The sequence below is a fragment of the Ralstonia pickettii genome (assembly GCF_030582395.1).
Lineage (GTDB): Bacteria > Pseudomonadota > Gammaproteobacteria > Burkholderiales > Burkholderiaceae > Ralstonia > Ralstonia pickettii_D.
The window spans coordinates 640,512-667,381 of the sequence record NZ_CP104382.1; the positions used below are offsets into that span (position 1 = coordinate 640,512).

Below are 26,870 nucleotides of genomic sequence, written 5' to 3' on the forward strand. Positions count from 1 at the left end.
GCTGCTGTCGTGGTACGGCTGCATAGGCTGCCCGCCCGAGACGGGGCAGGGATGCGCCCCATGTTACGATTTGTCCCTCGGAGCACCGCGCTTTTGGCCCAGCGACGCACTGTCAAACGCGTCCGGCGCAGCGGCTCCGCGAGGAGAAATGAGAATGTGGCGCCGAATCAAAGCGTCCTGGATGGCGATCTTTCTGGTCACCCTGCTGGGTGTCGGGTACTTGTGGATGTACCGTTTTGAGCCGCTGCTTTCCGGTGAGGCCGGCAGCGATGTGTTCGTGTGGGACCGCTGGACCCACCGCGTCTGTGCGCTGACCGACAACGGCGAAGCCACGGAATGGCGTTGCGATAACGCCATGGAAACCGACGGCTCCAGCAGCAACACCAACTCGGATGTCTCGATCCGCAAGCGGATGCGCGACGCCGTGCAGCGCATCAATCTGTAAATCTTGAATCCCACGCCCGCCGTTCGTCGCGGGCGTTTTTCTTTCTTGGTCTTTCTTATCCTTTGCCGGGTTCTGCCGCGTCCACGAGTTCTGGCGACGGCACGGGCGGCAGCTTGCGCACCTGCGCAGTCTCCATGCGGCCCTGGCGCTGGAACGGCCCCAGGTTTTGCGGCTGCCCGGATTCCAGCGCGCGTTCGATGGCGGCCAGTACGCGCACGTCAGCCAAGCCTTCCTCGCCGTTGGGCTCCGGCTCCCGGTTGTTGAGGATGCAGTCCGAGAAGTACTGCAGTTCGCCGCCAAACTGGTCGGTCGCGTCAAACGCCTGTTCATGCGTCTTGCCGTCGATGGTGGCCCGGTATTTAAGCCCCACACCAAACATGAAGCCCGGCGAGACTTCCAGATCGCCCTTTGTCCCGAGGATGCGGTACTGGTCGATGCTCGCGCCGCTGTAGCTGACGACGAACTGGGCGACGCGGTGGTCGGCAAAGCGCAGCGTGACGCTGACGGTGTCGTCGAAGTTGAACGGCAGGTCGGGGTCGCGCACGCCACAGGCCGACACCTCGATGGGCTCTTCGCCAAAGAGATTACGCACCGCGTTGATGGGGTACACGCCCATGTCCGAGACGGGTCCGGCCCAATAGCCGTGATTGGCGCGGTGGTTGGACGGCGCCACCGATTGGCTGAACATGGCCGAGAACGCGCGGATGCGGCCCAGTTTGCCCGTACGTACAAGCTCAATCGCGGCCAGCGTGGCGGGCTCGAAATGCAGCCGATAGGCGATCATCAGTTTCGCGTTGCCGGCCCGGGCTGCCTCGATCATCGCTTCGCAATCGGCCTCGCTCGTGGCCATGGGCTTTTCAAGCAAAACGTGGACGCCGCGCTGCAGGGCGGGCAGGGCGTACTGCCGGTGCATGTCGTTGGGCAGCGCGAGGTAGATTGCGTCGATGTCGCCCGAGGCAAGCAACTGGTCGTAGTCGGCATAGCCGTGGACATGCTGGATGCCGTAGCGATCGGCCAGTGCGGTGGCCTTGGCCTCATCGCCCGTGACCAGCGCCGTAACGACGGAGTTGCCGCTCTGCGCGACGCCGGGCAGAAATGCAGCCTGGGAAATCCACCCAGCCCCGACCACGGCATAACGCACCGGGCTTTGAACGGCGCGGGCTGGAGCGACTTGCAGCTCACCCGCAGCCTCATGAGAAGCAGTATTCATGACAATTCCTTTGCAATCGTTGCGCACGGCAGCATGCCGAGGCCGCGGTGTAGCGTGCTCCGCCGTGCGGGTGCTGACTGATTAAGCAAAGGTGGTGCCCGGTGGGGGCAAAAGGCGTCACATCGGGCCTGCAGGGGCGCCTTGCCCTGCGCTCAGGCGTGCTCCGCTCGGCTGTCAGTCGGGGCTTCGTCGCGCTCGGTCATGCCGTAGTCGCGCACCACGTGGGCAATGCGCAGGCGGTAGTCCGCAAACGCGCGGTCGCGGCCGACGTGCTGTGCGCCGCGATGCTGCTCCAGGTTGCGCCACGCCTTGACGGCCTCTTCATCGCGAAAGAACGATAGCGAGAGCATCTTGTCGGGGTTCGTGATGCTCTGGAACCGCTCTACCGAGATAAAGCCGTCCACCTGCTCAAGCAGCGGCTTCAGCCGTGCGGCCAGGTTGAGGTAGGTGTCGCGCTGGCCCGGTGCGGGCTCGACTTCAAAGATGACGGCGATCATGGCAAGTCTCCTGTGGGGTGTCTTCGTGATGTGTTGTTTGGTGCAACTTCAAGCTTGAAAACGGGGAATGCGCGCATTGGGCGAAGGGCGGTATGCCACCTCGCCGAGCCCGGCAAGCCATCGGTCGACTTCCTGCAAGCTCAGCAGATGCTGCACCGTTTCGCGCGCGATGGTGGTTGCCAATGCATCGGCAGGGCAGCGGTGCGCGCCGCCGCCGAAGGTCCAAAGGCGCGGCGCCGTGCGGTCGATGTCGAAGCGTAGCGGGTCGGGGTTGGTTGTGCCATCCAGATTGGCAGCCGCCAGCAGCACCAGGATCTTGTCGCCCGCGCGCAGCGGGTGGCCGAGCAGCTCAACATCGTGCGCGACGAAGCGGCGTGTGTTCTGCACCGGCGCGTCGCGGCGCAGGACTTCGCGCACGAAGGGCTCGATGGCATCGGGCTGGGCGCGCAGCCGGGCAGTCAACCCGGCGTGCCGCGACAGCGCGACGATGCAGTTGCCGAGCAGCCCCGCGCAGGCGTCGTAGGTTTGCGCAAGCAGGGCGGCGAGATTGGCGATGTCGGTGTCGCTGTCATCGTCAGCGTCAGCGTCAGCGCCGGCGAACGGCGAGTCGGCAAAGCGCTGCTGCAAGCGGCCGACGGCGGCATCAGCCTGCGCGACGGCGATTGCACTGGCGCCGGGGCTCAGCGCTGCCAGGTACGCGGCAATGTCAGCCTGGCAGGCAGGCGCATCGGCACCATTGCCCAGCAGCGTGTGCGTCATCGTGGCGAGCGGCACGCGAAAGTGGGCATCGGTATCCAGCGCGGCATCCAGGCTTGCTGCCTCGGGCAGCGCAGTGCGCGCATGCCGTTGCGCGTGGCCCGCCAGCGTAGACACATCCAAGCGGCCCAACGCAGTCATCACCTTGGCTTTGCGTGCACTGTGGTCTGGGCCGTCGATCTGGCGCACGAGGCGGCCGAAGAATTCGCCCGTGGGCGTCGCGGCCACGGCTTTGGGCACGGGCTCATCGGCAGGTCGTACGCGGCAGGCGGCGTTGCTCAGCACCGCGTCTACGGCTTCAGCGCTGGCGGCGACCCACCAGCACAGGGCGGCGTCGAAGAAAAACGGGCGTTGTGCTGCAAGTTCGGCGTAATAGGGAGCGGGATCGGCATGCACGATGGCTTGCAGCACATCAGCGGGCGGGGCGGTGTTGAGGGCAATCATCAGCGTGGGGCGCGGGAGTAAGATGGCTCTCATTGTCTGCACTGGCCGCTCGCCAGTCACGCGCCAACAGTTTGGTCCCCAACGAACCATGACCGCATCTTCCTCAGCCACTGAATCGACCACGCAGCCGGACATCGGCCGCGTGGCAGCCACCATTGGCGACCCCACCCGCATCCGCATGCTGCTGCTGTTGATGGAAGGCCGCTCCCTGACTGCCAAGGAACTCGCCTACGGGGCCGGTGTGGAGCCCGCCACGGCCAGCGCGCACTTGCGCCGGCTTGAGGCCGATGCGCTCATCACCTCGTTGTCGAGCGGACGCTACAAATACTTCGGGCTGCGCTCTCCGGCGGTGGCGGAGATGATCGAGTCGCTGCTGGTGGTTGCGCCTGAAAAACCTGCTGACCCGCGGCGATCAGTCGTGCCTGAAAACCTGCGTGCTGCGCGCCTGTGCTATGACCACCTGGCCGGGCAGCTCGGCACCGAGGTGTCGGAGAAACTGCTGTCGCGCGGCTGGCTGACGCAGCTCGATGCAATCCACGGCGCCTACGACGTCACGCCCGAGGGTGAGCAGGCGCTGGCCGCCATCGGCGTCGATGTGAGTGCGTTGCGCAACGGCCGACGCCGCTTTGCATATGGCTGCATGGATTGGAGCGAGCGTCGCCCGCATCTGGCAGGCGCGCTCGGGGCCGCCGTGGCGGAGCGCTGCATCGCATTGGGATGGCTGGCGCGGCAGAAGCATTCGCGTGCACTGAACATGACCGAGGTCGGGCAGCGCGAATTGCATGCATGGTTGCGCACGACGTAGGGCCGCGCTGTTGTGCGTCAGTTGGCGCCGCCGATCGACTTGACGTAGTCGCGCTGGAACACGCACATGCGCAGCGCGTTGTGATACGCGCCATTGCTGAAGAACTCCTCGATGAGTTCACCTTCGCGCTGGAAGCCGCATTTTTCGTACACGTGGATCGCGCGTTCGTTCACTACGTCGACCACGAGATACAGCTTGTGCAGATTCAGCACCATGAATGCATAGTCGATGGCAAGTCGCGTCGCGGTTGACGCATAGCCGTGACCCTGCCAGCCGGGCGCGATAATGATCTGAAATTCGCCGCGCCGGTGGATGTAGTTCAACTCCATCAACTCGACCAGGCCGACGGCTTCGCCGGCATCGTTCTCGCAGATGAAGCGGCGCTCGCGCTGGTCGTGCACGTGGCGGTCGTAGAGCTGTGAAAGTTCGGTAAACGTTTCGTACGGCTCTTCGAACCAGTAACGCATGATCTTCGCGTCGTTGTTCAGTTCGTGTACGAAGCGCAAGTCATTGCGCTCCAGCGGGCGCAGGCAAAGGTGGCGGGATTTTTCGATCACCATGGTGTTGTCCTTGTTGTGTTGAGGCGCCCGACATCGCGTCGACGTCCCAACGCGTTCAGCAAGGACGTGTCGCTCCGGATGCGTGCTTACGCTGAGGTTGCACGCGTCGGCGCCGATCCAGATACAGCCACCACCCTGTTGCTGCAAATACCGGCAGCATCAACGCTCCGATCAACACTAGCACGACGCCGATCGGGCCGAAATAGCGTCCATTGTGAAGCGGCAACATGCCTGCCAGCAGGCGTTGCATTGGCGGCTTTGCAGCGAAGGATTCGTTGCGCAGGACGGCGCCGGTAGCAGCGTCCAGGGTCAATCGGTTGAAGGCGCGGTCGTGCGGAGCATCGGCCGGCAGCCAGTTGATATCGACCTGGCCCGTGCGGGCATCGTCGATACGGAGGGTGGCCGTTCCATAGTTCGACGCGTTGTCGAGGAAAGCGTTCCACGTGCGCTCAATTGCCGCATCTTCGAGCGGTTTTCGCGGGACTTCCACCGGTTTTGCCTTGGAGGCAACGGGCATGCCGGCCAAGCGCTGCAGGCCATCGCGGTACCAGTCATAGGCCCAATACAGCCCGCTGAACGCGGCCAGCAGATACAGCGGCAACACCAGCGTACCGATGACGGTGTGCACGTCCCACCATCGGATGCGGCCCGCACGGCTCCACCGGATGACAAGCCAGCTTCGCCAGTTCGAGACGCGACGCGGCCAGCGCAGGTACAAGCCCGACAGCGCCATCACGACGAGCCCTATCGTGCTCGCACCTACGATCTGCTTGCCGATCTCATCGGCAAGCAACGTCCGGTGCAGCAGCTTGACGGTGGCAAAGAAGCGCTGTGCGCGCGCTTCGGGCAGCAAGGTGCCGGTGGCGGCATCGATGTAGCGCAGCTCACCGCGGCTGCTCCCACCGTGTTTGCCGGGCGGCCACTCATACCAGACGCGCCACGGCTGGGTGGGGTCGGACGCAGCGGTGATGAAGGTGACGGGGCGGTCCGGCATGGCAGCGCGCGCCTGCGCCGCCACTTGCGGCAGCGTCGGCGCAGGGCCGCTGCGCGCGGGCATGGTGAGCACGCCGGGGTTGAGCGCGCGCAGCAGTTCGTCTTCGTACGCCATCAGCGCGCCGGTGGCGCCAACGACGGCCAGCACCACACTGGCCGACAACCCGATCAGCCAGTGCAAGCGGAACAGCACCCGTCGCAGCATCGCTCGTTCGCCTGTTCGATGCTTACATCTTGTAGCGCACGCCCAGCAGCGCCATGCGCGGGGCACCGGGCATGTTGTAGTTTTCGGCGGCGCCGTGAGCCGACACGTAGTACGCGCGGTTGAACAGGTTCTGCAGGTTCAGCGTGACATCAAGGTGCTTGCTGCGATAACCGGCGCCCAGGTCGACGGTCATGTAGCCGGGCAGCGTCGTCAGGTTGTACTGCGATGCGTAACGCGCAGCTTCCGCACGCACGCCGCCGGCCACGTAGAAGCCGTTCGGCAGGTCGTGCTTCAGCCATACCGAGCCGCTGTGCCGTGGCGTGAGGGACGGCTGGTTGCCGTTGACGGCCACGCCACCGCTGCGGTCGTTCGGGTTTTCCAGGCGGCCGTTCAGATAGGCATAGCTCGCCATCAGCGACCAAGTTTTCACGATCTCGCCCGTGAACGACAACTCCAGGCCGCGCGTGCGCTGGGTGCCGATGGGCACGCCCAGCAGCGTGACCGGATCCGCCGCCGTCAGGTTGGTCTGCTTCATGTCGAACAGCGCGGCCGTGACACTCGCGCCGGCAGACAGGTCGTACTTGGCGCCGATCTCGTAGTTCGTGGTCGATTGCGGAGCCAGCGCGCCGCTGTTCGGGAAGAAGGTGAAGCTATCGGCCAGCGGCTGGAACGAACGGCTGTACGACGCATACAGCGAGAGCGGCTCGATCGGGTGATACACAACGCCAAAACGCGGGCTGACCGGCTTGTCGGTGCGTGACAGATCGACATTGCGCGGGGTCAGGTCGTCGCGGCTCTGCTTGAGGATTTCATAGCGCAGGCCGGCCAGCACCGTCCATTGCGGCGAGAACTTGATCAAGTCCTGCACGTACGCCGCATACGTCTCGTTGTGCGAGAGGCCGTAGTTGGTCGGCACTGCGTTGCCCGGGACGGTCGGCAACACCTGCAGCGTCGGGTTGAAGAGGTTGTAAGTCGTAGTGCCCGGCGCGCCGGCCACGCGGTCGCTCTTGTCCTGATAGCCCAGCTCGATGCCGTACAGCAGCGTGTGCTGGATGCCCCAGGTCTCGGCCTTCTGCGTCAGCTCGTTCTGCCATAGCGTGCCGCGGTCGTTCCGGTTGCGCTGGTTGACGGATAGCGTGACGGTCGGGATCGGCCCATCGGTGACGCGGCTGACGGTCGTGTAATTGTTGCGGCCCAGCGAGTATTCGTAGTTGCGCACCACGCTGTGGAACGACCATTTATCGTTGAAGCGGTGGTCCAGCGTGCCTGTCACGCTCTTGACGGTGGACTCCACATTGCCGGCACCCGCATCGGCCGAGCCATAGCGCGTGCCGATGGGTACATCGACGGGGCGGCCGCGGTAGGACGGCACGCCCTGGTCTGCGATGCGCTTGTCGTGCAGGTAATCGAACTGCACCGTCAGCTTGGTATCGGGCGCCAGGTTGAACAGGAACGACGGCGAGATCGCCTGACGGCGCAGGAAGTAGTCGTTGCGGAAACCACCCGAATCTTCAACGGCGCCGGTAATGCGCGCGCGGATGGCGTCGTCGTTGATGGACGTGTTCAGGTCGAACTCCGCGCGCTTCTGGCGCTCCGTGCCCACCACCACACCGACTTCGGCCAGCGGCGTCGCCAGCGGTTTCTTCGTCACGCGATTGATGATGCCGCCCGATGAACCACGCCCATACAGCACGGCCGCCGGGCCCTTCAGCACTTCAACGCGGTCGATGTTGGACAGATCACGGAAGTAGAGCGAATCGTCGCGCAGGCCGTCGACGTACTGGTCGTTGATCGACGAGAAACCGCGAATGGTCACCTGATCGCGCTGCGCATCGCCCAGCGAGGCCGACACGCCCGGCACGTTGCGCAGCGTGTCGTTGATCGACAGCGCGCCTTGGTCCTGAATCACCGCACGCGGCACGACGTTCACTGACTGCGGAATCTCGCGCAGCGGCACGGGAATCTTCGTGGCGGTGTTGGCGATGGGCGTGTCGTAGCTCGTGCTGCTGCGCGTGCCCTTGACTGTGGAAGTCGGCAATGTGCCCGCATCGGCTGCGGCAACGGTGTCGGATGCAGTTGCCACGTGGGCAAACGGCAGCGTTCCAAGGACGGCCAGAGACAGGCACAAACGTTTCGGCGGCATTGCAGTTCCCGTAAAGTGAAAAGTACGACGCGACTCCCTCCCCCGAGGTGCGGCGCCTTCAGAATGTGAAGGCGCAGATAATAATGAGAACAATTCCTATTTACAAGAGAGTTAAGACCCGCTTTTGACGATGGGTAACGTTTGCCGGTCTCCGATCAGGCAATTTTTTCGGTATATCGCCGGCCAATAGGGCACTAAATTGCCCTGCCATCGTCTGAGTCGCCTGTTTTTGCCAATTTTCAACATGCCCCATTCATCACATCAAATGCCATTGAGGGCTGCGTTGGTGGGCTACGGTTACGCCGGCAAGCTCTTCCACGCCGCCTTGATCGATGCCACGCCCGGGCTGCATTTGCAGGTCATCGGTTCCAACCGGCCTGACGCGGTACATGCGGAACGGCCGGATACGACGGTCTGCACGCCCGAAGCGGCGGCAACGCATGCGGACGTCGACCTCGTCGTCATTGCCGCACCCAACAACCGCCACGCGCCGTTGGCAGAAGCGGCGTTGCGTGCGGGCAAGCATGTCGTCGTGGACAAGCCGTTCACCGTCACGCTGGCAGAAGCGCGGCATCTGGCGCGGGTGGCGCGCGACGCGGGGCGCGTGCTGTCGGTGTTTCAGAACCGCCGCTGGGACAGCGATTTCCTCGCCGTGCAAGCTGCCATTGCGGGCGGCGTCATTGGCGAGGCCATGCACGTCGAAGCGCATTTCGACCGCTATCGCCCACAGGTGCGTGCGCGCTGGCGGGAGCAGGCGGGGCAGGGCACGGGCATCTGGTTTGATCTCGGGCCGCACTTGGTCGACCAGGCGCTGCAACTGCTCGGCTTGCCCAATACGGTGAGCGCTTCGTTTGCACGGCAGCGGTCGGGCGCAGAGACGCCGGACTGGGCGCATGTCGTGTTGGATGTGGGGGAGCGTCGAGCCGTCCTTCACGCGAGCATGCTGGTGGCGGGTGGATCCCCGCGTTGGATCGTCCACGGCACACGCGGTTCGTTTGTCAAACGCCGGATGGATCAGCAGGAAGCGCAACTGCTGGCCGGCATGAAACCCGGCGCGCAAGGCTGGGGCGCCGACGACGACGCGGGCCTGGTCATCGACGGCGCAACATCCATCGAAACCCCCGTCGCAACGCCTGCTGGCGATCAGCGCGCGTACTACGCCGCTGTGCGCGACGCCATCCTCGGCGAGCGCGCGAATCCTGTCCCGCCCGTGCAGGCCGTGGCCGTCATGGCCGTGCTCGAAGCCGCCGTGGCCGCTGCCGAAACCGGCACGGCCGTTGTGCCGGACCTGACCGATGCCGAACGCGCAGACTGGCTGGCTGCGCGGGAGACCGCCTCGTGAACGGCGTCGTCATCCTGTTGCTGGTGGCGGGCGGTTTGCTCGCCGTGGTGGCGCTGGTGCAGATGCTGGCCTCGCGTCTGACGCTGCCGGAATCGACCTTGCTGGCGCTGGCGGGCATCGGCATCGGCGGCGCCTATGTGATGTTGCGGAACGGCGCACCAGCCTTTGCGACCACCTTCTTCGCCCCACTGGTGGATCCGAGCTGGCCGGCAGAGGCGTATCTGTGGCTGTTCCTGCCGCCGCTCCTGTTTCAGGCAGCACTGTCGGTGGATGTGCGAAGCATGGCGCCGGATGCCGCGCCGATCCTGATGCTGGCCATCGTGGCCGTGGTGGTTGCCACGGGCGTGATCGGGCTGGCTGCGGCGGCCGTCACGCCGTTCGGCATCGTCACGTGCCTGCTGCTCGGCGCGATGATTGCCACGACCGATCCGTCCGCTGTAATCGCGGTGTTTCGCGACGTGGGCGCGCCGGCACGGCTGATCCGGCTGGTGGAGGGCGAAGCGCTGCTCAACGACGCCGCAGCCATTGCCATCATGGGCGTGCTGCTTGCCATGCTGACCGGGCACGGCGGCGATGCCTCCATCGGCACGGGCCTGCGTGAGCTGGCCAAGGCGTTCAGTGGCGGCGTGGTGTTCGGATTGATTGCCGGACGGATCGCCGCATTCCTGCTGCCGGCGCTGCGCGGCATTGCCCAGGCCGAGGCTGCGTGGACGCTGGCGCTTCCGTATCCGCTGTATCTCGTGGCCGAAGATGTGCTGGGGGTGTCGGGCGTGGTGTCCGTGGTGTGTGCGGGGCTTGTGATTGGCGCGTTGGGCCGCACGCGCCTGACGCCGCGCAACTGGTCGCACCTGCAACTCATCTGGGAACAGATTGCAGCGCTGGCCGGCGCGGTGGTCTTCTTGCTGGCTGCGGTGCGTGTGCCGGAGTTGTTGCATGGCGTGATGTGGAAAGACGCGGTGTGGCTGGCGGTGATTGTGTTGGCAGCGCTTGCGGCGCGTCTTGCGGTGCTGTTCGGCCTGTTGCCGGCGCTTGCGTGGCTCAAGCTCTCCGCGCCGGTCAGCCATGCCTACAAGCTCGCGATTGCATGGGGCGGCTTGCGTGGCGCCGTCACGCTGGTGCTGGCGCTGGGTGTGGCCGAAAACCAGGCGGTGCACGAGGCGGATCGCCATTTCGTCACCGTCCTGGCCACAGGCTTTGTGCTGGTGAGCGTTCTGTTCAACGGCGCCACGCTGCGCTGGGTAATGCGCCAACTTGGGCTGGATCAGTTGTCGCCCCAGGAGCAGGCCCTGCAAGGTCAGGCGCTGAACATGTCGACGGAGGAGGTGGAATTGATCATGCGCCGCATTGGCGGGCATTTTCATTTCACGTCAGGTGCGACGGATCGTGCCGCGGAGGTGTATCGGCGAGAGGTCGCGGCCGGCGCGGTCGAGCTGAACCTCGAGGAAGCGCTGTCCGAACGCGAGCGCCTGACCATTGGCCTTGTGTCGCTGGCCACGCGCGAGCGCGAGTTGATTCCCGAGTACGGCAACGGTTTGATTTCGATCCGCAACCTCGACGCGATGATGCGTAACACCGCCGACATGATCGACGCGGCCCGCACGGAAGGGCGCCTAGGTTACAAGCGTGCATCGCGGCGCATCCTGGCCAAGCACGCCGGCTACCGGTTTGCGGTGTGGCTGCACCGCGTGATGCATATCGACGGCCCGCTGGCCAATGCGCTGGCCGATCGCTTTGAATTGCTCATTTGCCGTCAGACGGTGCTCGAACGCTTGCGCGCGTATAACCGTGCGTCGCTGCAGCCCGTGCTGGGCGAACGCATGGCAGACGTGCTCGATGGTGTGTTGATTGCCCGGATCGAGGCAGCAGAAGAGGGCCTCGCAGAGCTGCGAGAAAAGTTCGGCGACTACAGCGCCGCGTTGGAGAAGCGCCTGCTGGTGCTGTTCGCGCTGTACATCGGCCAGAGCAAGATCGACACAATGCTGGCCGAAACGGTGATCTCGAAAGAGGTCTACAAGCAGATCAGCGCGGTGATCCGCCGTGCCTGGACGGCCGCGCTGCCGCGGCCGCCGCTGTCGACAGCATTACGTGCGCCGGCCCTGACGCAATAGCTCTGTTCAGAGCCGCTTGTCTTCCCGCTCCACGCTCGGATGGCGGTGGATGTCGTGCGTGACGAAGCCCGTGTCGTTATCGGGCATCTCCAGCCACTCCGGGTGTGAGAGCGATTCGCGAATGTCCGCCAGGCCCGAGGCCCAGTGGTCGCGCATGGTCGACGGCCCGAACTGGATGTCCTTGCCGGGGCCTTCGTGTTCCTTGGCCGCGTAGATGAGGTGGAAGACGTTGTAGCGCTTGGTGCAGGCCATTTCCTGCGCGTGCTTGTACCACTGGGTGCGCTCGAACTCCTTGGGCGGCAGGTGGTCGAGCAGCTTGCGCATCAGCCGGCGCGTCGATTGCGAGCGCTCCATCCAGTCAGTAATGAGCCGCGTCCGGCTGGAGTACTGCAAGTCCTTCTGCCGGCTGGCCACGCCGATCATCGTATTGGGAACCGGGCCCAGCGCGCTCCACAGGTCCACCTGAAACACCAGCGTGTCGCGGCGTGGCTTTGAGCCCAGCACATACGACAGTGGCGTGTTGGAGACGACACCGCCGTCCCAGTAATACTCGCCGTCGATCAGCACGGGTGGAAAGCCTGGCGGCAGCGCGCCCGATGCCATGAAGTGCTCGGCGCGCAGACGGCGCTCGGTGTTATCAAACGCTTCCAGATTGCCCGTCCGCACGTTTACGGCGCCGACCGACACGCGGATGCCGCCGTCATTGATGCGATCGAAATCGCACAGCCGTTCCAGCGTCGCTTTGAGCGGCGTGGTGTCGTAATAGCTGGCTTCGAGCGGGTCGACTTCGTTGGCGGGCAGCGGGGCAGGAAAGCGTGGCGTAAAAAAGCCGCGCTGGCCCTCGAGCAGCGTATCGGCGGCCTGCATGGCGGTCAGCCATTTACGCAGATGCGCATTGCCGTCAAACCAGGCGTTTTCCAGGATGTCAGGCAGCGGCGGCGAAAACGTCGGCTGCGTGATGATCTGCCAGAACTCACGCAGCTTCGCTTGCCGATGCTCGGGGGCATTGCCGGCAATGATGGCCGTATTCAGCGCCCCGATGGAGATGCCCGCGATCCAGTTCGGCACGATGCCGGCTTCGTCAAGCCCTTCGAACACGCCGGCCTGGTACGAGCCAAGCGCGCCGCCGCCTTGCAACACCAGCGCGATGTTTTCGTACGCCGGCAGCACGATGCGCTGTGCCGTGGTGAGCGGCGCATCGGCGGGGCGTGACGACTCTGCCGGCGTGGGCCGCTTGGTTGCGGCCACGCGTAGTTTGGGTGCGGGCATATCTCCTCCAACCTCCTTGCGTGTGCAGAGACTTATTGCATGAACCAGCCGTGGCTCACCACGAACGATTGGCCGGTCAGCGCGGCACTCGGGAACGTGGCCAGGAAGCGCACCGTCTCGGCCACGTCTTCCACCGTGGTGAACACGCCGTCCACGGTATCACCCAGCATGACCTTTTTCACGACATCTTCTTCGCTGATGCCGAGTTCCTTCGCTTGCTCGGGAATCTGCTTTTCGACCAGCGGCGTGCGCACAAAACCGGGGCACACCACATGCGAACGCACGTTATGTGCGGCGCCTTCCTTGGCCAGCACCTTGTTCAGGCCGAGCAGTGCGTGCTTGGCGGCCACGTAGGCCGATTTGAGCGGCGAGCCCTCGTGCGAGTGCACCGAGCCCATGTAGATGACCACGCCGCCACGGTCGTCCTTGTACATGTGGCGCAGTGCGGCGCGCGTGGTCAGGAATGCGCCGTCGACGTGGATGGCCTGCATCTTCTTCCAGTCGGCAAACGAGTAGCTCACGAACGGGTTGACGATCTGGATGCCGGCGTTCGAAACGAGGATGTCGACCGAGCCGAGTTCTTCGGCCACGCGGTCGATGCCGCTGTCCACGGCTTGTTCATCGGTCACGTCCATGCGCAGGCCGATGGCCTTGCCGCCGGCATCGGTGATCTCCTTTGCGACGGCCTTGGCGCCGTCTTCGTTCAGGTCAACGATGGCGATGGCCGCACCCGAATTGGCGAGCGTGAGGGCGATCTGCTTGCCGATGCCGCTGGCGGCACCCGTGACGACAGCGACTTTGCCTTTCAAATCAGACATGTGTGTACTCCGAGGGTTGGCGGTGACGGGGATAAGAATGGCCTTGGGCAGGTGCTACTGCGCCAGGTAATCGAACACGACCTCGCCCATGCCAAGGGTCAGGTCTGCAATGATGTGTCGGGCTTCGACAATCTCCAGCACGGGCAGTTCGGCCACGGGCGCCAGCGCATGGTGCGCCAATTCCAACGATGCCGGTCCCGTCCAGGCGCCTTTCATGTCGATGTCGATCATGTAGTTGCGCGACAGCTCGCAGATGCGCGCGGTCTTGCCGTCCACGTGCGGAATGATCTTGAGCAGGAAGTTCGGGCGCTCCAGGCGGCGTTTCTGCTCGGCCAGATCCAGCTCGCGGTGCTTGTAACCCATGGTGCCGGTTGCCACGCGCACGGGGCCGTAGTCGAGCGTGCCGATCAGCGTGTCCTTGTCGGTCAAGAGCCTGGGCGAGGCGAGTTTCTTTGGGAAGCCCCACATTTCACGGCCGCCGGCCAGGGGCGGATGGTCGTCCAGGTACATCGCCAGCGTGTACGTGCCGGGCTTGCCTTCGTAGGTGACCGGAATGACCTGGCCGCTTTCGGTGTAATCGCCAAAGCCGGTGGAGTCGGCCATGCGGATGAACTCGTAGGCGACCAGCGGTTCGGGCACCTCGAGCGGTTCTGGCACCATGGCGCGCAGCTTGGCCGGGTCGGTGCGGTACGTGATGATGAAGAATTCGCGGTGGATGAAGCGGTATGGGCCCGGCGGGTAGGCGGGGCTCGTAAGCGGCATCGCGAAGGCGGTTTCGCGGACGGTCTTGATGTCCATGGCACTCCTTGTGCAGGTCGGGCTGCAAGTGGCGTTGGGAATCGGTACGGCGCAAGAGAACGGTAGGCGACAGCGCATCGTGTCGCGCATTTGTGACGCTGCAACCATCCGGTCACGCCGATTTCACGTTTGAGTGCCCACCACGTGATTGATTGCATGCAATACGTCATTGCGACGCACGCAGGATAGCCCTCAGGCACGGGAGAGGAATGCCCAGAGCGCCGGTTCGGCCGAATATGCGACGTTGAAGCGCAGCCATCCGCTGGGTTCGTCATGCGGCCTGAAATATTGCCCCGGTGCGAGCCAGATGTTGTGGTCGATGGCCCGATTGGCCAGTGCCGACGCATCTGCCTGGCCGGGCAGCCGGGCCCACAGGAATAGACCCCGTCCCGGCGTATCGAACGGTTCAGCACCATGTTGGCGCATGCGCGCTTCGACGCGCGTGTGTGCCTCTGCAAGCCGCGCAATCAGCCGCGCCACGTGTCCGGCATAACCGGGGCGGGTGACGAACGCATGCACGATGCGTTCGGTGATCTCCGACGAGGTCAGTGCCACCGCCATCTTCGTACGCGCCAGCTCGCGCGTGATGGCGGCGTCGGCCACGACATAGCCCGCGCGCAATGAGGGCGAGATCGTCTTGGAGAACCCGCTCACGTACAACGTGCGGCGCAGGCCGTCGAGCGCCGCCAGCATTGGCGCGGCGGGATCGGCCAGTTCGCGGTGCAGATCGTCTTCAACGATCCAGAGGCCGTGCTGTTCGGCCAGTTGCAGCACGCGATAAGCGTTCTGCGCGGTCATCGACGAGCCGGTGGGGTTCTGCAGCACGGAGCTGGTGAAGAGGGCGCGGGGCCGGTCGGCATCGTCCGCCCGGAGGATGGTCTCCAGTGCCGCTGTGTCGAGCCCATCCGGTGTGCGTGGCACCCCGACCACGCGCAGGCCGGCCAGCTTGAGCACCTGGAGCACGTTGCAGTATCCCGGGTCATCCACGGCGACGACGTCGCCGGCTTTGAACAAGGTGCGGACGATCAGGTCGAGCGCCTGGGTGGCGCCGCTCGTCAGCAGCACTTGCGAGCGTTCCACCGGCAGCCCCCGCAGCGCCAGCGACTGCGCCACGTAATCGCCCAGCGGGGCATAACCCCACGGGTGTCCATAGCCTGCCACCCGCAGCGCAGAAACGCGGCTGACCCCGCGCATGGCTTCCTGCACGCCGCGCTCGTCGAGCCAGTCATTCGGCAGCCAGCCGCAACCCGGCTTGACGGCGATGGAGCGATCGGCAAACACATCCGAGAGCAGCCACGCCGCGTTGAGCGTGGGCGGCTCCCAGCGTGGGGCCACGGGCGCCGGTTGGGTCGGCGTGCGCGCCGCCACCAGGTACCCGGAGCGCGGCCGCGCCACGATGGCGCCCAGTGCCGCCAGCCGTGTATAGGCCTCCGCCACCGTAAAGGTGCTCACGTCGTGGGCCTGGGCGAGCTTGCGCACCGAGGGCAGCCGCGTGCCCGGCAGCAGGGTATGGCTGTCGACGGCCGCACGAATGCCTTGGACGATCTGGTCGACCAACGTACGCTGAGGATGAGAAGGATCGAGTTCGAGTTGCATGTTGCGATGCAGCGTGGGGAGCAGTGATGGGCGCCTATACAGTTTCTTATAGAACCATCATCTGTGCATGTCCGTCTCGGATTCGACTCTGTACAGTTTGCTCCATCGGCTGGCCCGCCAGTCCCTTCCCTTTTCCGCTGTTTTCGGAGTGACCGATGAAACCCGCACCGCACCCCCTGGAAACCACCGACCTGTCGTACTTCTGGATGCCGTTTACCGCCAACCGTCAGTACAAGGCCGCGCCGCGCCTGCTGACGTCGGCCCAAGGCATGTATTACCGCGACGCCGACGGCCGAGAAGTGCTGGACGGCACGGCTGGTCTCTGGTGCGTGAACGCCGGGCACAGCCGCAAGGAAATCGTCGACGCCATCGCCACCCAGGCGGCGACGCTGGATTTCGCGCCCACCTTCCAGATGGGCCACCCGCTGGCGTTCCGCGCGGCAGAAAAGGTCGCCGAGATCATGCCGGAAGGGCTGAACCGCATCTTTTTCGCCAACTCCGGTTCCGAAGCCGTGGACACGGCGCTCAAGATTGCGCTGGCCTACCACCGTGCGCGCGGCGAAGGGCAGCGCACACGCCTGATCGGCCGTGAGCGCGGTTATCACGGTGTGGGCTTCGGCGGCATCTCGGTGGGCGGTATCTCGCCGAACCGCAAGGCGTTCTCGGGCAACCTGATTCCCGGCGTTGACCACCTGCCGCACACGCATGCGCCTGAGCACAACGCATTTTCCAAAGGTCAGCCGGCCTGGGGCGAGCATCTCGCCGACGAGTTGGAGCGCATCGTCACCCTGCACGATGCATCGACCATCGCTGCCGTCATCGTCGAGCCGCTGGCAGGTTCCACGGGCGTGCTGGTGCCGCCCAAGGGCTATCTGCAGCGACTGCGCGCGCTGTGCGACAAGCACGGCATCCTGCTGATCTTCGATGAAGTCATTACCGGTTTTGGCCGCCTCGGCGCGGCAACGGCGGCGGAATTCTTTGGCGTCACGCCCGATCTGCTGACGATGGCCAAGGGCATCAACAACGCTGCCGTGCCGATGGGCGCCGTGGCCGTGCGCCAATCGGTGCACGACGCCGTGGTCGACGCCGGCGCGCCAGGTGCCATCGAGCTGTTCCACGGTTATACGTATTCGGCGCACCCGCTGGCCGCGGCCGCGGCGGTGGCCGCACTGGATCTGTATCGCAGCGAAGGGCTGTTCGAGCGCGCCCGTGCGATGTCGCCGGCGTTTGAAGCGGCGGCGCATTCGGTCAAGGGCGCGCCGCACGTGAAGGACATCCGCAACCTGGGTCTCGTGGCCGGCATCGAACTAGAATCGCGGCCCGGCGCGGTGGGCGCGCGCGCTTATGAAGTTTTCCTGAAATGCCTGGAGCGCGGGGTGCTGGTGCGCTACACCGGCGACATCCTGGCGTTCTCGCCGCCGCTCATCATCGAAGAGGCGCAGATCGCGCGCATCTTCGACACCGTTCGTACCGTTCTACAAGAGGTAGCCTGAAATGAACCGACCGATTGATCCTGCGGTGACGGAATCCGTCGTCAGCCATTACATCGGAGGCCAACGCCATGCTGGCAGCGGCACGCGCAGCGCCGATGTATTCAACCCGGCCACGGGCGCCGTGAGCGCGCAGGTGCTGCTGGGCGGCAAATCAGAAGTGGATGCCGCCGTAGCCGCCGCCCATGCGGCTGCCCCGGACTGGGCCGAGACTTCGCCGCTCAAGCGCTCGCGCGTCTTGTTCAAGTTCAAGGAGCTGTTGGACCAGAACCACGATGCACTTGCCGCTGCCATTACACGCGAGCACGGCAAGGTGTTCTCCGACGCCAAGGGCGAAGTCACGCGCGGCATTGAAGTGGTGGAATTTGCATGCGGCATTCCGAACCTGCTCAAGACCGAATTCACGGACAACATCGGCGGCGGCATCGACAACTGGAACCTGCGCCAGCCGCTGGGCGTGGTGGCCGGCATCACGCCGTTCAACTTCCCGTTCATGGTGCCGATGTGGATGGCGCCCGTGGCGCTGGCGTGCGGCAATACGTTCATCCTCAAGCCGAGCGAACGTGATCCGACCCCCAGCCTGATGATTGCCGACCTCCTCAAGCAGGCGGGCTTGCCCGATGGCGTGTTCAACGTCGTCCAGGGCGGCAAGGATGCCGTCGATGCCCTGCTCGAGCATCCGGATGTGCAGGCCGTCTCGTTCGTTGGCAGCACGCCCATCGCCGAATACATCTACGCTGAGGGCACCAGGCGCGGCAAGCGCGTGCAAGCCTTGGGCGGCGCAAAGAACCATCTCGTCGTCATGCCGGATGCGGACCTCGACCAGGCGGTGGATGCCCTGATCGGCGCCGGCTACGGTTCGGCCGGCGAGCGCTGCATGGCGATCTCTGTGGCTGTGGCGGTGGGGGACGTCGCTGACAAGCTCGTTCCGCGCCTTGCCGAACGTGCCCGCGCGCTCAAGATCGGCAATGGCATGCAGGCGGACAGCGAAATGGGTCCGCTTGTCACCGCTGCCCACAAGGCCAAGGTGGAAGGCTATATCGCCAAGGGCGTGGAAGAGGGCGCCGAGCTTGTAGTCGACGGACGCGGCCACACGGTCGACGGCCACGCCGGGGGCTTCTTCACGGGCGGCACGCTGTTCGACCACGTCAAGCCCGAGATGACGATCTACAAGGAAGAGATCTTCGGTCCGGTGCTTTCGGTGGTGCGCGTGCACGATCTGGCCGAGGCGGTGAAGCTGATCAACGCGCATGAGTTCGGCAACGGCGTGTCGTGCTACACGAGCGATGGCGGGGTGGCGCGCGCGTTTGCGCGCCAGATCCAGGTGGGCATGGTCGGGATCAACGTGCCGATTCCGGTGCCGATGGCGTGGCACAGCTTTGGCGGCTGGAAGCGCTCGCTGTTTGGCGACCACCACGCCTATGGCGAAGAAGGCGTGCGTTTTTACACGCGTTACAAGAGCGTGATGCAACGCTGGCCGGATTCGATCGCCAAGGGCGCCGAGTTTGTCATGCCGACAGCCAAGTAAGCCGACGTATCGCACATGAGAAAGGGAGGCACTGCCTCCCTTTTTCTTTTGAGCATGCCGAGTTGAAACCGGCGTGTCATATTGGTTTGATGTTGACGGCGATCAGTTCGCCATCGGGCCCAACTTCTACATCGAAGCTGACGCGCTGGCCCTCGTGGAATGTCTGCGTGCGCGAAAACTGGATCTCCGAATCCCGAATAAAACTCGGGGCAGCATGCATTTCTGCAGCTGCCCCGGCGGGCGGATCATATTGAACGGCGTTCTCTTCAATTCGGCTGGCCATTGCATGCTCCCAAAAGGGGGTTCGTCAAACCAGGCCACCGCTTCCGGCGGCCATCCGACTGCTTGATGGCAAACACGTACTGAAACAACCTGCCTGGCGGAATATCCCGGCCAATACACGCGCGAGGAAACCTCGCGCGGCAAGCCAAAACCGGGCTACCGCGCCCGCGTGCTCCTTGTTACTGGGGCACGATGTTCGAAGCTTGCTTGCCCTTCGGGCCTTGCGTGACTTCGAACGACACCTTCTGACCTTCCTTCAGGCTTTTGAAGCCTGCGGCATTGATTGCGGAGAAATGTGCGAAAAGGTCTTCGCCGCCATCGTCCGGGGTAATGAAGCCGAAACCCTTTGCGTCGTTAAACCACTTGACGGTACCAGTAGCCATGATTTTGAGTCGTGAAGTTGAGAAATCGATCGGCCGCCGGCCAAACATACACAAAGCAGGCAGACCCGGCCGAACCGGCCAAACGATCGTTTGGTGAATATATGCTTGGCGCGTCGCCTCGTCAAAGTCTGTTTTTTTAAGATTTCCGTTTGGAGCAGCCGGGGTCGCTGTTTTCGGGCGCGCATCAGGGTTGGCGCGCTCTTGCCATCGGTGCAAACACCCGCGCAAGACCGGGCGTTTTCACCTAAGCTTTAGTGGCTTCTGCCGCACTCGGCTCATGCAGCAAAACCGGTGCCGCAGCGGTGCACGAAAATTGCGTGCGCTCCCGTCGTTCCAGCCGCAGCCTACCCATGACGACAGCCGCAGCCAGTCACACTAAGAAAAACCCCGCGTTGATGGCCACTATGGTGGGCGCAATCGGCGTGGTCTTCGGGGACATCGGCACCAGCCCCTTGTATGCGTTAAAGGAATGTTTCAACCCCGAGCATGGGGTTCCTTTTTCCGACCAGACCGTCTTCGGCATCCTCTCGATGCTGTTCTGGGCGATGACGCTGGTGGTGTCCGTCAAATACGTATTGTTCGTCATGCGGGCCGACAACAACGGCGAGGGCGGCATCCTAGCACTCACGGCGCTGGCCATGCGCGCAAGCAGCGGCAGCGCCCGGTTCACACGCACGTTGATGCTGCTCGGCCTGCTGGGCGCCGCCATGTTCTATGGCGATGCCGTGATCACACCGGCCATTTCCGTGCTCTCCGCCATTGAAGGCATGGAGATCATGGCGCCCGCGCTGCAGACATGGGTGCTCCCGCTGTCGCTGATCGTGCTGATCGCCTTGTTCCTGATTCAGAGGCAGGGCACCCATGTGGTCGGCCGCCTGTTCGGGCCGATCATGGTGATCTGGTTTGTGCTGCTGGGCCTGATCGGGCTGGCCTCGGTGGTGAAGTCGCCGCAGATTCTGGTGGCGCTGAGCCCCTTGTACGCCATCGAATTCGGATTCCGTCATACGGTGCTGGCATTTATCGTGTTCGGCTCGGTGTTTCTGGCGCTGACCGGTGCCGAGGCGCTTTATGCCGACATGGGCCACTTCGGCGCCCGCCCCATCCGGTACGCGTGGTTCTACATCGCCATGCCGTGCCTGCTGCTGAATTACTTTGGCCAGGGCGCCTTGCTGCTGCGCGAGCCGAGCGCCGTGCAAAACCCGTTCTTCCTGTTGATGCCGAGCTGGGCGGTTGGCCCGATGGTGCTGCTCGCTACGGCGGCCACCGTCATTGCGTCGCAGGCTGTCATCTCTGGCGCGTTTTCGATGACGGCGCAGGCCGTGCACCTGGGCTATGCGCCGCGCATGAAGATTCTCTACACGTCGGATGTGGAAATCGGCCAGATCTACGTGCCAGTGGTCAACTACATGCTCCTCGTGCTGGTGGTGGCCGTGGTGCTGGCGTTCGGCAAGTCCGACAACCTGGCCGCGGCCTACGGTATTGCGGTGACGACCACCATGGTGCTGACGACGGGTCTGGTCACAGTCGTCATGCACAACGCCTGGAAATGGCGCCTCTGGCTGGTGGCTTGCATCGGGGCGGTGTTCCTGGCGGTGGACCTGTCGTTCTTCGCCGCAAACCTGCTCAAGATTGCAGCCGGTGGCTGGTTCCCGCTCCTGCTGGGCGGCTTGATCTTTTTCCTGATGGTGACGTGGCACACCGGCACGCAGTTGCTGAAGGCGCGCAATGTGGAGGGCGGCATTCCGCTCGAACCGTTCATGGAAGGGCTGCTGCGCCATCCGCCGTATCGTGTGGAAGGCACGGCCGTGTATCTCACACCGAGCATCGATTTCGTGCCCTTGGCGTTGCTCCACAACCTCAAGCACAACCACGTCCTGCACAAGCGCGTGCTGTTCATCCACTTCCGCACGCTGGCCGTGCCGTATGTGGACCCCGCCAAGCGCCTCGTCATCAAGACCATTGGCGACGACATCCACACGGCGGTGGTGGATTTCGGCTTCAAGGAGACACCAGCCGTGGACGAGATCGTGCGCAGCGTGGGCGAGCGCCTGGGCATCGTTTTTGAAGATATGGAAACATCGTTCTTCATTACACGCGCCACGGTGGTGCCGTCGCCGCTGCCCGGCATGGCGATGTGGCGGGAGTCGTTGTTTGCCTGGATGCAGCACAACAGCGCCAAACCGTCGGACTTCTTCCGGATTCCTGCCAACCGGTTGGTTGAGTTGGGGAGCAAGGTGGAGATTTGAGCGCTCTTGCTACCTTCAAGCGTTAGATAAGGCGCAATACTCGCGAAAATCGGTCCCAACTTGTAGGTGCGTCCTGAATCCACCGGCGACGTATGTCGGCCATGAGGTCAGCGAGAGTGCTCTGCTTGCGGGAGGCAAATTCCCATTGGCGCAGGGCTGCGCGGAGTGGGGCAGCTTTGCCGGTTGTGGCTGCCGCGTAATATCCCTCTAGAATCTGATGCAGTCCCTGGTAGTAAGGACGCATTCTCATTGAGCGCAGGCGCTCCAGCCATGCGAGCAAGGTCTGCGTCTGCCCGTAGCGGGCGGCGTCGCACGCCAGCCACACTATCGCATCCGGGTTACGGGGTTCCTTGCCATGAGACACTTCGGATACCTGATTGGCTAGTCCATGCCGGCCATCGGTGCGCAGTGCAACGGCAAGGTTGTCGAGCGCCCACCACGGTGCGTCCGCGCGCTGCCAATCGTGCATCCAATCAACGACATCCTGAAACCGGTTGGCCTCCAGATATGCGTAGCCCACCAAGCCCCAGCATTCAGCATTTGCGCGTATCTCCCGGCTGTACTTAGCGACTAGGGCGCTGACATGCTGGAACATGCGGACCGCCGTTGCGCAGTTGATCACGGCGATCTTGAAACGCTGGTGATGATCGGCCTTCAGGTAGGGCTCGACCTTGTCCAAAAATGCCGGGTGGGCGACATCGAACTCTCTTTCCAGCCAATATCGGGCTGCCGCCTCTGACACTTCGCCGCAAAGGCTAGCCTGCTCTGTCGCCTGGAATAGCAACTCGCGCCATGAACCGCGGGGCAATGCTTCGACGGCATTGTCGAATGTCTTGTCGTTCTGCTCTGTGGCGCGCACGATTTCCGCTAGCGGAGCGGCGACGCCTTCCTTGTCGCCGGCGCGCACGGCGTACTGAACTTCCCGCAAGGCTACCGCTGCGCCGGGAACATTGGCCCGCAGAGTAGCCAGGACCGGCTTGGCGGCATTCCAATTGGACGCCAGCAGCAGGTCGGTCAGGGCAAGGCCGGCGTAGACGTAGAACGGGTCCAACTCAAATGCAGTGCGCAAGGCCTCAATCGCGGGCTCAGTTTCTCCACGCTGACGTAGCCCATGACCTAGATAGCCATAACCGACAGCTACTGTGGGGTCGATACGAATCATTTCCCGCGCTGCCGCCAAACATTCGTCGTGCCGCTTGGCTGAGAACGTCCAGTCAGCCAGTTCTCGCCACATGTCGAACGAATTGACCTCGTTCTTGAGTAGTTGCTGCAACGCGTAGATCGCCTTATCTGCGTCGCCATGCTGCCAGTGCAAGCGTGGGCCACATCGAAGAATGGCCGTTGGTGTGTGCTGGCCCCACGGTGTGTCCTGCACGGCCTCCAATGCTTCAGCAAACTGACCATGCCGGCTTAGCGCATTGATGCGTGCGATATAGGCGGCCTGGTGCAGCGGGTTGATCGCCGTTGCCTTGTCCAGGGCAGCAAGTGCGTCGTCTAAGGTGGCGGCGTGGTCGGCCTGCCGTATGAGAACGTCGATATTGTCCGGGCGTTGTCGGGCGAGTTCCGCAGTGAATTCCGCCACGTAATGCGCGCGCCCCATCTGTCGCGTGGCGTCAACAAAGAAGTCCCAGGCCTCCGTGTGCGCGGGCCAGCGGTGCAGTGCGGTTTCCACCTGCGCGAGCGCTTCATCTCGGCGATCCAGTTTCCATAGCAGCCTAGCCCGCAGCACATGACCTTCTGGGTTTTCCTCGCTGCGGGAACGTGGTGCGGCCACAAGCGCGAGCCCCGCTTCTAGTTGTCCGGGCTCGTTCATAGCCAAATGCACCGCCAGCCGCAGCGCCCATGTCCATGACGGTGAGAGTTGCAACGCGCGCTGCACGCTTGTACGGGCGCGTGGGAAGTCGCCCTGGTTGGTTGCAAGCCGAGCCAGTTCGTAATGCAGGCGCGGCATAAGCGGGAATCTGTCGATGGCGCCATCGAGCAATGTCTGTGCGGCTGCAAACTGGTTGGTATCGATCAATTGAATGGCGAGCGCGGCCCAGGTTTGCCACAGCTCGGGCCTGCGCATATGCAGCGCCCTGAGTTCACCTTCCAGTTCATCGTCGGGCAATGTGTAGCGTGCAAGCACCTGATAGGCGAAGATCGGGTCGCCCTGGGTCGATTGTTCTTGCAACTGACGCGCAATGAAGGCGAGAGCTTCTCGCCGCGCTTCATGGCTGTTGCATGTGGTGACAAGCCTGTGCACGGCGTAGCCGTGATCGATGTTGAGTAGGAGTGCCTCCCGAAACTGCTGTTGTGCCTCGTGGACATTGCCGTCCGCCAAGTGGAGCGCACCCAGCATGGCGTAAGTCGATGCATGGCGTGGGGCCAGGGCCTGTGCCTTGCGGGCCACGCTCCAGGCGTCTTCTAACTTGCGCTGGCTCGCCAAGTTGTTTGCCAGCTCGCGCAGCAAAAATGCGTAGTCGGGGTTGAGAGCCAGTGCTTGCCGGATGATGGCCTCGGAATCGGTGGGCGGTGCATCTGCCATCCATTCGAGGAGCGCTTCATACAGGGCAAGGTAGGTGGGGTGTTGGGCGCACGCGTCCTTCAGAAATTGAACGGCGGCGGCTCGCCCCAACTGTTGGGCGCGGATGTCAGCCGCCATACGGCGCAAGGGAATATGCAGCGGTTCGCGCTCGCAAGCGGCACTGATTGCAACCCAAGCATCGTGGATGCGGCCTTCATGGCGCGCAATCAGTGCTTCCACGCGAAGCTGTTCTGCGTGCCGTGCGTGCCCGGTACGTCCGGCCAACAGGACTCGGGCCTTTTCGGGTTGGGCGTAGGCAAGCGCTTTTTCCGCATAGAAGAGACGAAGTGTTTCGTCGTTCGGACGCTGCCGCAGTGCATCTTCCAGCAGAGCGAACGCTTCGTTGGTGCGGCCAAGCAAATCGAACTGTCCGAAGGCACTGATGGATGGCGCGGACGACTGGCCACCCAACTGGTCAATGCGTGCCTGAAGGAAAGTCAAGCCCTGATCAATCTTCCCGAGGCCGAAGCATGCTTGGCAGTAGGTGATAGCCAAGTCTTCGGAATGCGGATGGAGGCAAGCCGCGATGCGGTAATGCACCAACGCATCGGCCTTGTCGCCCGATAGCCACAGCGCGTCGGCCATGGCGCGCCAAGCGTCGGACTCGTTGACGTTGACACGCAGCGCGCGTGAAGCGTATTCGATCGCATCTGGTATGTGCCGGGCGTCGTCGCTCAGCAAGCGGGACAGCCGCGTTAGCAAAGGCGGATTCCACGGGTGTTTGGCGACGGCTGCTTGTGCTGCATCCAAAGCTTCGTGCCGAGTGCCGACGGTAGCCAGAAGCTGCTGCCGATGCAGGAGCAGACTGGGATGGTCGCCAAGATGCTCAATGGATTGCGCTGTCAGCGCCAATGCTCGCGTGAGGTCTCCATCGTAATGTGCGAGGGCACGCAAGCCGCGCAGGGTGAGCCAATGACCGGGCGCTCGGGACTGCTGTGCTTGTGCTGCCGCGTCCGCCGCTCCCCGGTTGTGGGCTTCCAACGCGCGAATGATGGTGTAGTAGCTGTCCCAGTCCGCTGCATCGGGCAGCGTGATTCCGTTCAGCCGGTGACGCGCTTCCGACGGGACCATCAACATGCCACGTGGTCCGCTGGCACGGTGTTCGCTAAACAGCGTAACCGCGTAGTGCTCTGCGTAGATGCGCTGCGAAGGATCGCGTATGAGCAATGTGCCCCGCAAGGCGTCATACCCGATGACGGCTTGCAAGTGCCCAGCATTGGTGAATTCGGTGGTCAACGTAAACGGCACGCCTGCGTCGATCAATGCGCGAGTAACCGTCCAGTCGACCGTGAACTCCTGCACAAAAAAGCCGTTGCGTTCAGCCCAGGCGCGCTCGCTTGAGGCCGGGGTGCCGTCGTAGCAGATTTGTTCGGCAATCCCGAGGTGCTCAGCGGCGTAGCCCCAGTAGTGGCTCAACGCACTCAGCGTGGCGGGCGCGCACGTGAGGTGGTGTTGGCGCACGAACCCAACGTCGAGTTGGACACGCTGAAGGTCGGTCCTCGATGCATGCTCGACCAGGCGGGCCCTAATGTCGGCGTAGAAGGGTTCGTTAAGTTCGCCGCAGCGATGGGCCGCCACATCGAACTGCTTACGGGCAAGCAGATTGTCGACCTCCTGGGCGTCAAGCCAGCGACGCCAGCCCTTGTCGGCCAATGGTGCGTATGTTCGGCAGCGCGTAAGTGCGGCGGCAGCCTCGTCGAACTGGCGGTGTTCCGACAGCAGGCCGAACAGTTGAGCTTCCACGTCGGCGCTTTGCATGTTTGCCGAAGCGGTCTGCAACAGACGTATGGCTTCTGCGTCATTACCGGTCAGCGTATGCAGATGGGCAAGCCCCTGGATGGCAGCACGATGGCTTGGGCAGAGTCGGAGCGCTTCAAGGCAGGCCGCAACGGCTTCGTCGTATCGATCCTGCCGCTCGAATACATGGGCGTGCAGCACGTGGATCCAAGGATCCTCCGATGCCAGCGACAGCGCCGTCGAAAACAAGCTGGCTGCCGTCTCCCAATCACGCAACGCGCCGGCCAAGGTGGCGCGCGATGCGTGCCATTCTGCGAGCACTGCCGGGGGTGCGTCGTCGGGCATGCATGCGGATTCCATCCATCGCCAGCCGCGATAGGCACCCTTGCGATCGGCCAGGATGCGCGCATAAACCACCATGGCTTCGGGGTGGTTAGGGTGCTTGCGCCATAAGCGCAGCCCCATGGCGTCCGACAACCGATTGTCGCCCAGATGCCGCACCACACGCACGGCCAAGGACTGGGCCTCGGGACGTGGATCCGCACGCAATGCATCGAGCAGAGGATATGCGGCATAGCTATTGCCAGTGTCTGCAAACGTGCTGATATGGTCGACCAGATCCAGCGGGGCTGCTTGATTCATGCGGGCG

20 protein-coding genes are annotated in these 26,870 nt (G+C 63.7%); 7 read left to right on the forward strand and 13 right to left on the reverse strand.

Annotation, left to right across the window (positions count from 1 at the left end; genetic code table 11):
• Window positions 1-154 precede the first annotated feature (154 nt).
• Window positions 155-445 carry a hypothetical protein gene (locus tag N5B55_RS19610; RefSeq protein ID WP_009240655.1) on the forward strand — a complete coding sequence of 97 codons (291 nt, stop codon included), beginning with the start codon at window positions 155-157 and terminating at the stop codon, window positions 443-445.
• Window positions 446-500: 55 nt separating this feature from the next.
• Here N5B55_RS19610 and N5B55_RS19615 read toward each other — a convergent pair whose 3' ends face one another.
• The 3 genes from N5B55_RS19615 to N5B55_RS19625 all read right to left on the reverse strand — a co-directional run bounded on the left by N5B55_RS19615 (window position 501) and on the right by N5B55_RS19625 (window position 3,352).
• The gene (locus tag N5B55_RS19615; protein WP_304541381.1) at window positions 501-1,655 is read right to left on the reverse strand and encodes a Gfo/Idh/MocA family protein; all 1,155 of its coding nucleotides are present in this window, start codon (window positions 1,653-1,655) and stop codon (window positions 501-503) included.
• A 152-nt stretch (window positions 1,656-1,807) separates the two neighbouring features.
• Complete coding sequence (locus N5B55_RS19620) at window positions 1,808-2,152, reverse strand: antibiotic biosynthesis monooxygenase family protein (protein ID WP_065853850.1); 345 nt, start codon at window positions 2,150-2,152, stop codon at window positions 1,808-1,810.
• 48 nt (window positions 2,153-2,200) lie between these two features.
• A complete protein-coding gene (locus N5B55_RS19625; protein ID WP_304541384.1) occupies window positions 2,201-3,352 on the reverse strand; it encodes a cytochrome P450 in 1,152 nt (383 codons plus the stop codon).
• Window positions 3,353-3,440: 88 nt separating this feature from the next.
• Here N5B55_RS19625 and N5B55_RS19630 point away from each other — a divergent pair, with 88 nt between their 5' ends.
• Complete coding sequence (locus N5B55_RS19630; protein WP_304541386.1) at window positions 3,441-4,157, forward strand: ArsR/SmtB family transcription factor; 717 nt, start codon at window positions 3,441-3,443, stop codon at window positions 4,155-4,157.
• A 17-nt stretch (window positions 4,158-4,174) separates the two neighbouring features.
• On the opposite strand, the gene speG is transcribed toward N5B55_RS19630, so the two are convergent.
• The 3 genes from speG to N5B55_RS19645 are packed head-to-tail and all read right to left on the reverse strand — an operon-like array spanning window position 4,175 to window position 8,058.
• Entirely contained in the window at window positions 4,175-4,717 is a 543-nt protein-coding gene (gene speG, locus N5B55_RS19635) for a spermidine N1-acetyltransferase (protein ID WP_304541388.1), read from the reverse strand.
• Between the two features lie 55 nt (window positions 4,718-4,772).
• On the reverse strand, window positions 4,773-5,915 hold the full coding sequence (locus N5B55_RS19640; protein ID WP_304541389.1) for a PepSY-associated TM helix domain-containing protein: 1,143 nt from the start codon (window positions 5,913-5,915) through the stop codon (window positions 4,773-4,775).
• Between the two features lie 22 nt (window positions 5,916-5,937).
• Window positions 5,938-8,058 (reverse strand): TonB-dependent receptor, encoded by a 2,121-nt coding sequence (locus tag N5B55_RS19645; protein ID WP_304541390.1) that lies wholly within the window; start codon window positions 8,056-8,058, stop codon window positions 5,938-5,940.
• 265 nt (window positions 8,059-8,323) lie between these two features.
• Between N5B55_RS19645 and N5B55_RS19650 the strand changes: the two genes are divergently transcribed.
• Window positions 8,324-9,400: an oxidoreductase gene (locus tag N5B55_RS19650; protein ID WP_304541392.1), complete on the forward strand. Its 1,077-nt coding sequence runs from the start codon at window positions 8,324-8,326 to the stop codon at window positions 9,398-9,400.
• Window positions 9,397-11,508, forward strand: coding sequence for a cation:proton antiporter (locus N5B55_RS19655; protein ID WP_304541395.1), 2,112 nt, complete (start codon window positions 9,397-9,399; stop codon window positions 11,506-11,508). Before N5B55_RS19650 ends, N5B55_RS19655 begins: the two co-directional genes overlap by 4 nt.
• Window positions 11,509-11,514: 6 nt before the next feature.
• On the opposite strand, the gene N5B55_RS19660 is transcribed toward N5B55_RS19655, so the two are convergent.
• The 4 genes from N5B55_RS19660 to N5B55_RS19675 form a co-directional block, all read right to left on the reverse strand.
• Window positions 11,515-12,777 carry a DUF3734 domain-containing protein gene (locus N5B55_RS19660; protein WP_065853866.1) on the reverse strand — a complete coding sequence of 421 codons (1,263 nt, stop codon included), beginning with the start codon at window positions 12,775-12,777 and terminating at the stop codon, window positions 11,515-11,517.
• A gap of 32 nt (window positions 12,778-12,809) precedes the next feature.
• Window positions 12,810-13,595 carry a 3-hydroxybutyrate dehydrogenase gene (locus N5B55_RS19665; protein ID WP_009240666.1) on the reverse strand — a complete coding sequence of 262 codons (786 nt, stop codon included), beginning with the start codon at window positions 13,593-13,595 and terminating at the stop codon, window positions 12,810-12,812.
• Window positions 13,596-13,649: 54 nt separating this feature from the next.
• Window positions 13,650-14,393 carry an acetoacetate decarboxylase gene (locus tag N5B55_RS19670; RefSeq protein ID WP_065853870.1) on the reverse strand — a complete coding sequence of 248 codons (744 nt, stop codon included), beginning with the start codon at window positions 14,391-14,393 and terminating at the stop codon, window positions 13,650-13,652.
• A gap of 192 nt (window positions 14,394-14,585) precedes the next feature.
• Window positions 14,586-15,989, reverse strand: a complete 1,404-nt coding sequence (locus N5B55_RS19675; protein WP_304541400.1) for an aminotransferase-like domain-containing protein — start codon at window positions 15,987-15,989, stop codon at window positions 14,586-14,588.
• A 155-nt stretch (window positions 15,990-16,144) separates the two neighbouring features.
• On the opposite strand from N5B55_RS19675, the gene N5B55_RS19680 reads away from it, so the two are divergent.
• On the forward strand, window positions 16,145-17,482 hold the full coding sequence (locus tag N5B55_RS19680) for an aspartate aminotransferase family protein (RefSeq protein ID WP_304541402.1): 1,338 nt from the start codon (window positions 16,145-16,147) through the stop codon (window positions 17,480-17,482).
• A gap of 1 nt (window position 17,483) precedes the next feature.
• Entirely contained in the window at window positions 17,484-19,007 is a 1,524-nt protein-coding gene (locus tag N5B55_RS19685) for a CoA-acylating methylmalonate-semialdehyde dehydrogenase (RefSeq protein ID WP_103519072.1), read from the forward strand.
• 76 nt (window positions 19,008-19,083) lie between these two features.
• Here the strand turns inward: N5B55_RS19685 and N5B55_RS19690 are convergent, their stop codons facing one another.
• The gene (locus N5B55_RS19690) at window positions 19,084-19,290 is read right to left on the reverse strand and encodes a cold-shock protein (protein ID WP_304541415.1); all 207 of its coding nucleotides are present in this window, start codon (window positions 19,288-19,290) and stop codon (window positions 19,084-19,086) included.
• Between the two features lie 178 nt (window positions 19,291-19,468).
• Window positions 19,469-19,672, reverse strand: coding sequence for a cold-shock protein (locus N5B55_RS19695; RefSeq protein WP_027679026.1), 204 nt, complete (start codon window positions 19,670-19,672; stop codon window positions 19,469-19,471).
• A 350-nt stretch (window positions 19,673-20,022) separates the two neighbouring features.
• Between N5B55_RS19695 and N5B55_RS19700 the strand changes: the two genes are divergently transcribed.
• The gene (locus N5B55_RS19700; protein ID WP_154205853.1) at window positions 20,023-21,918 is read left to right on the forward strand and encodes a potassium transporter Kup; all 1,896 of its coding nucleotides are present in this window, start codon (window positions 20,023-20,025) and stop codon (window positions 21,916-21,918) included.
• A 22-nt stretch (window positions 21,919-21,940) separates the two neighbouring features.
• Here the strand turns inward: N5B55_RS19700 and N5B55_RS19705 are convergent, their stop codons facing one another.
• Window positions 21,941-26,863, reverse strand: coding sequence for a tetratricopeptide repeat protein (locus N5B55_RS19705; protein ID WP_304541421.1), 4,923 nt, complete (start codon window positions 26,861-26,863; stop codon window positions 21,941-21,943).
• Window positions 26,864-26,870 lie beyond the last annotated feature (7 nt).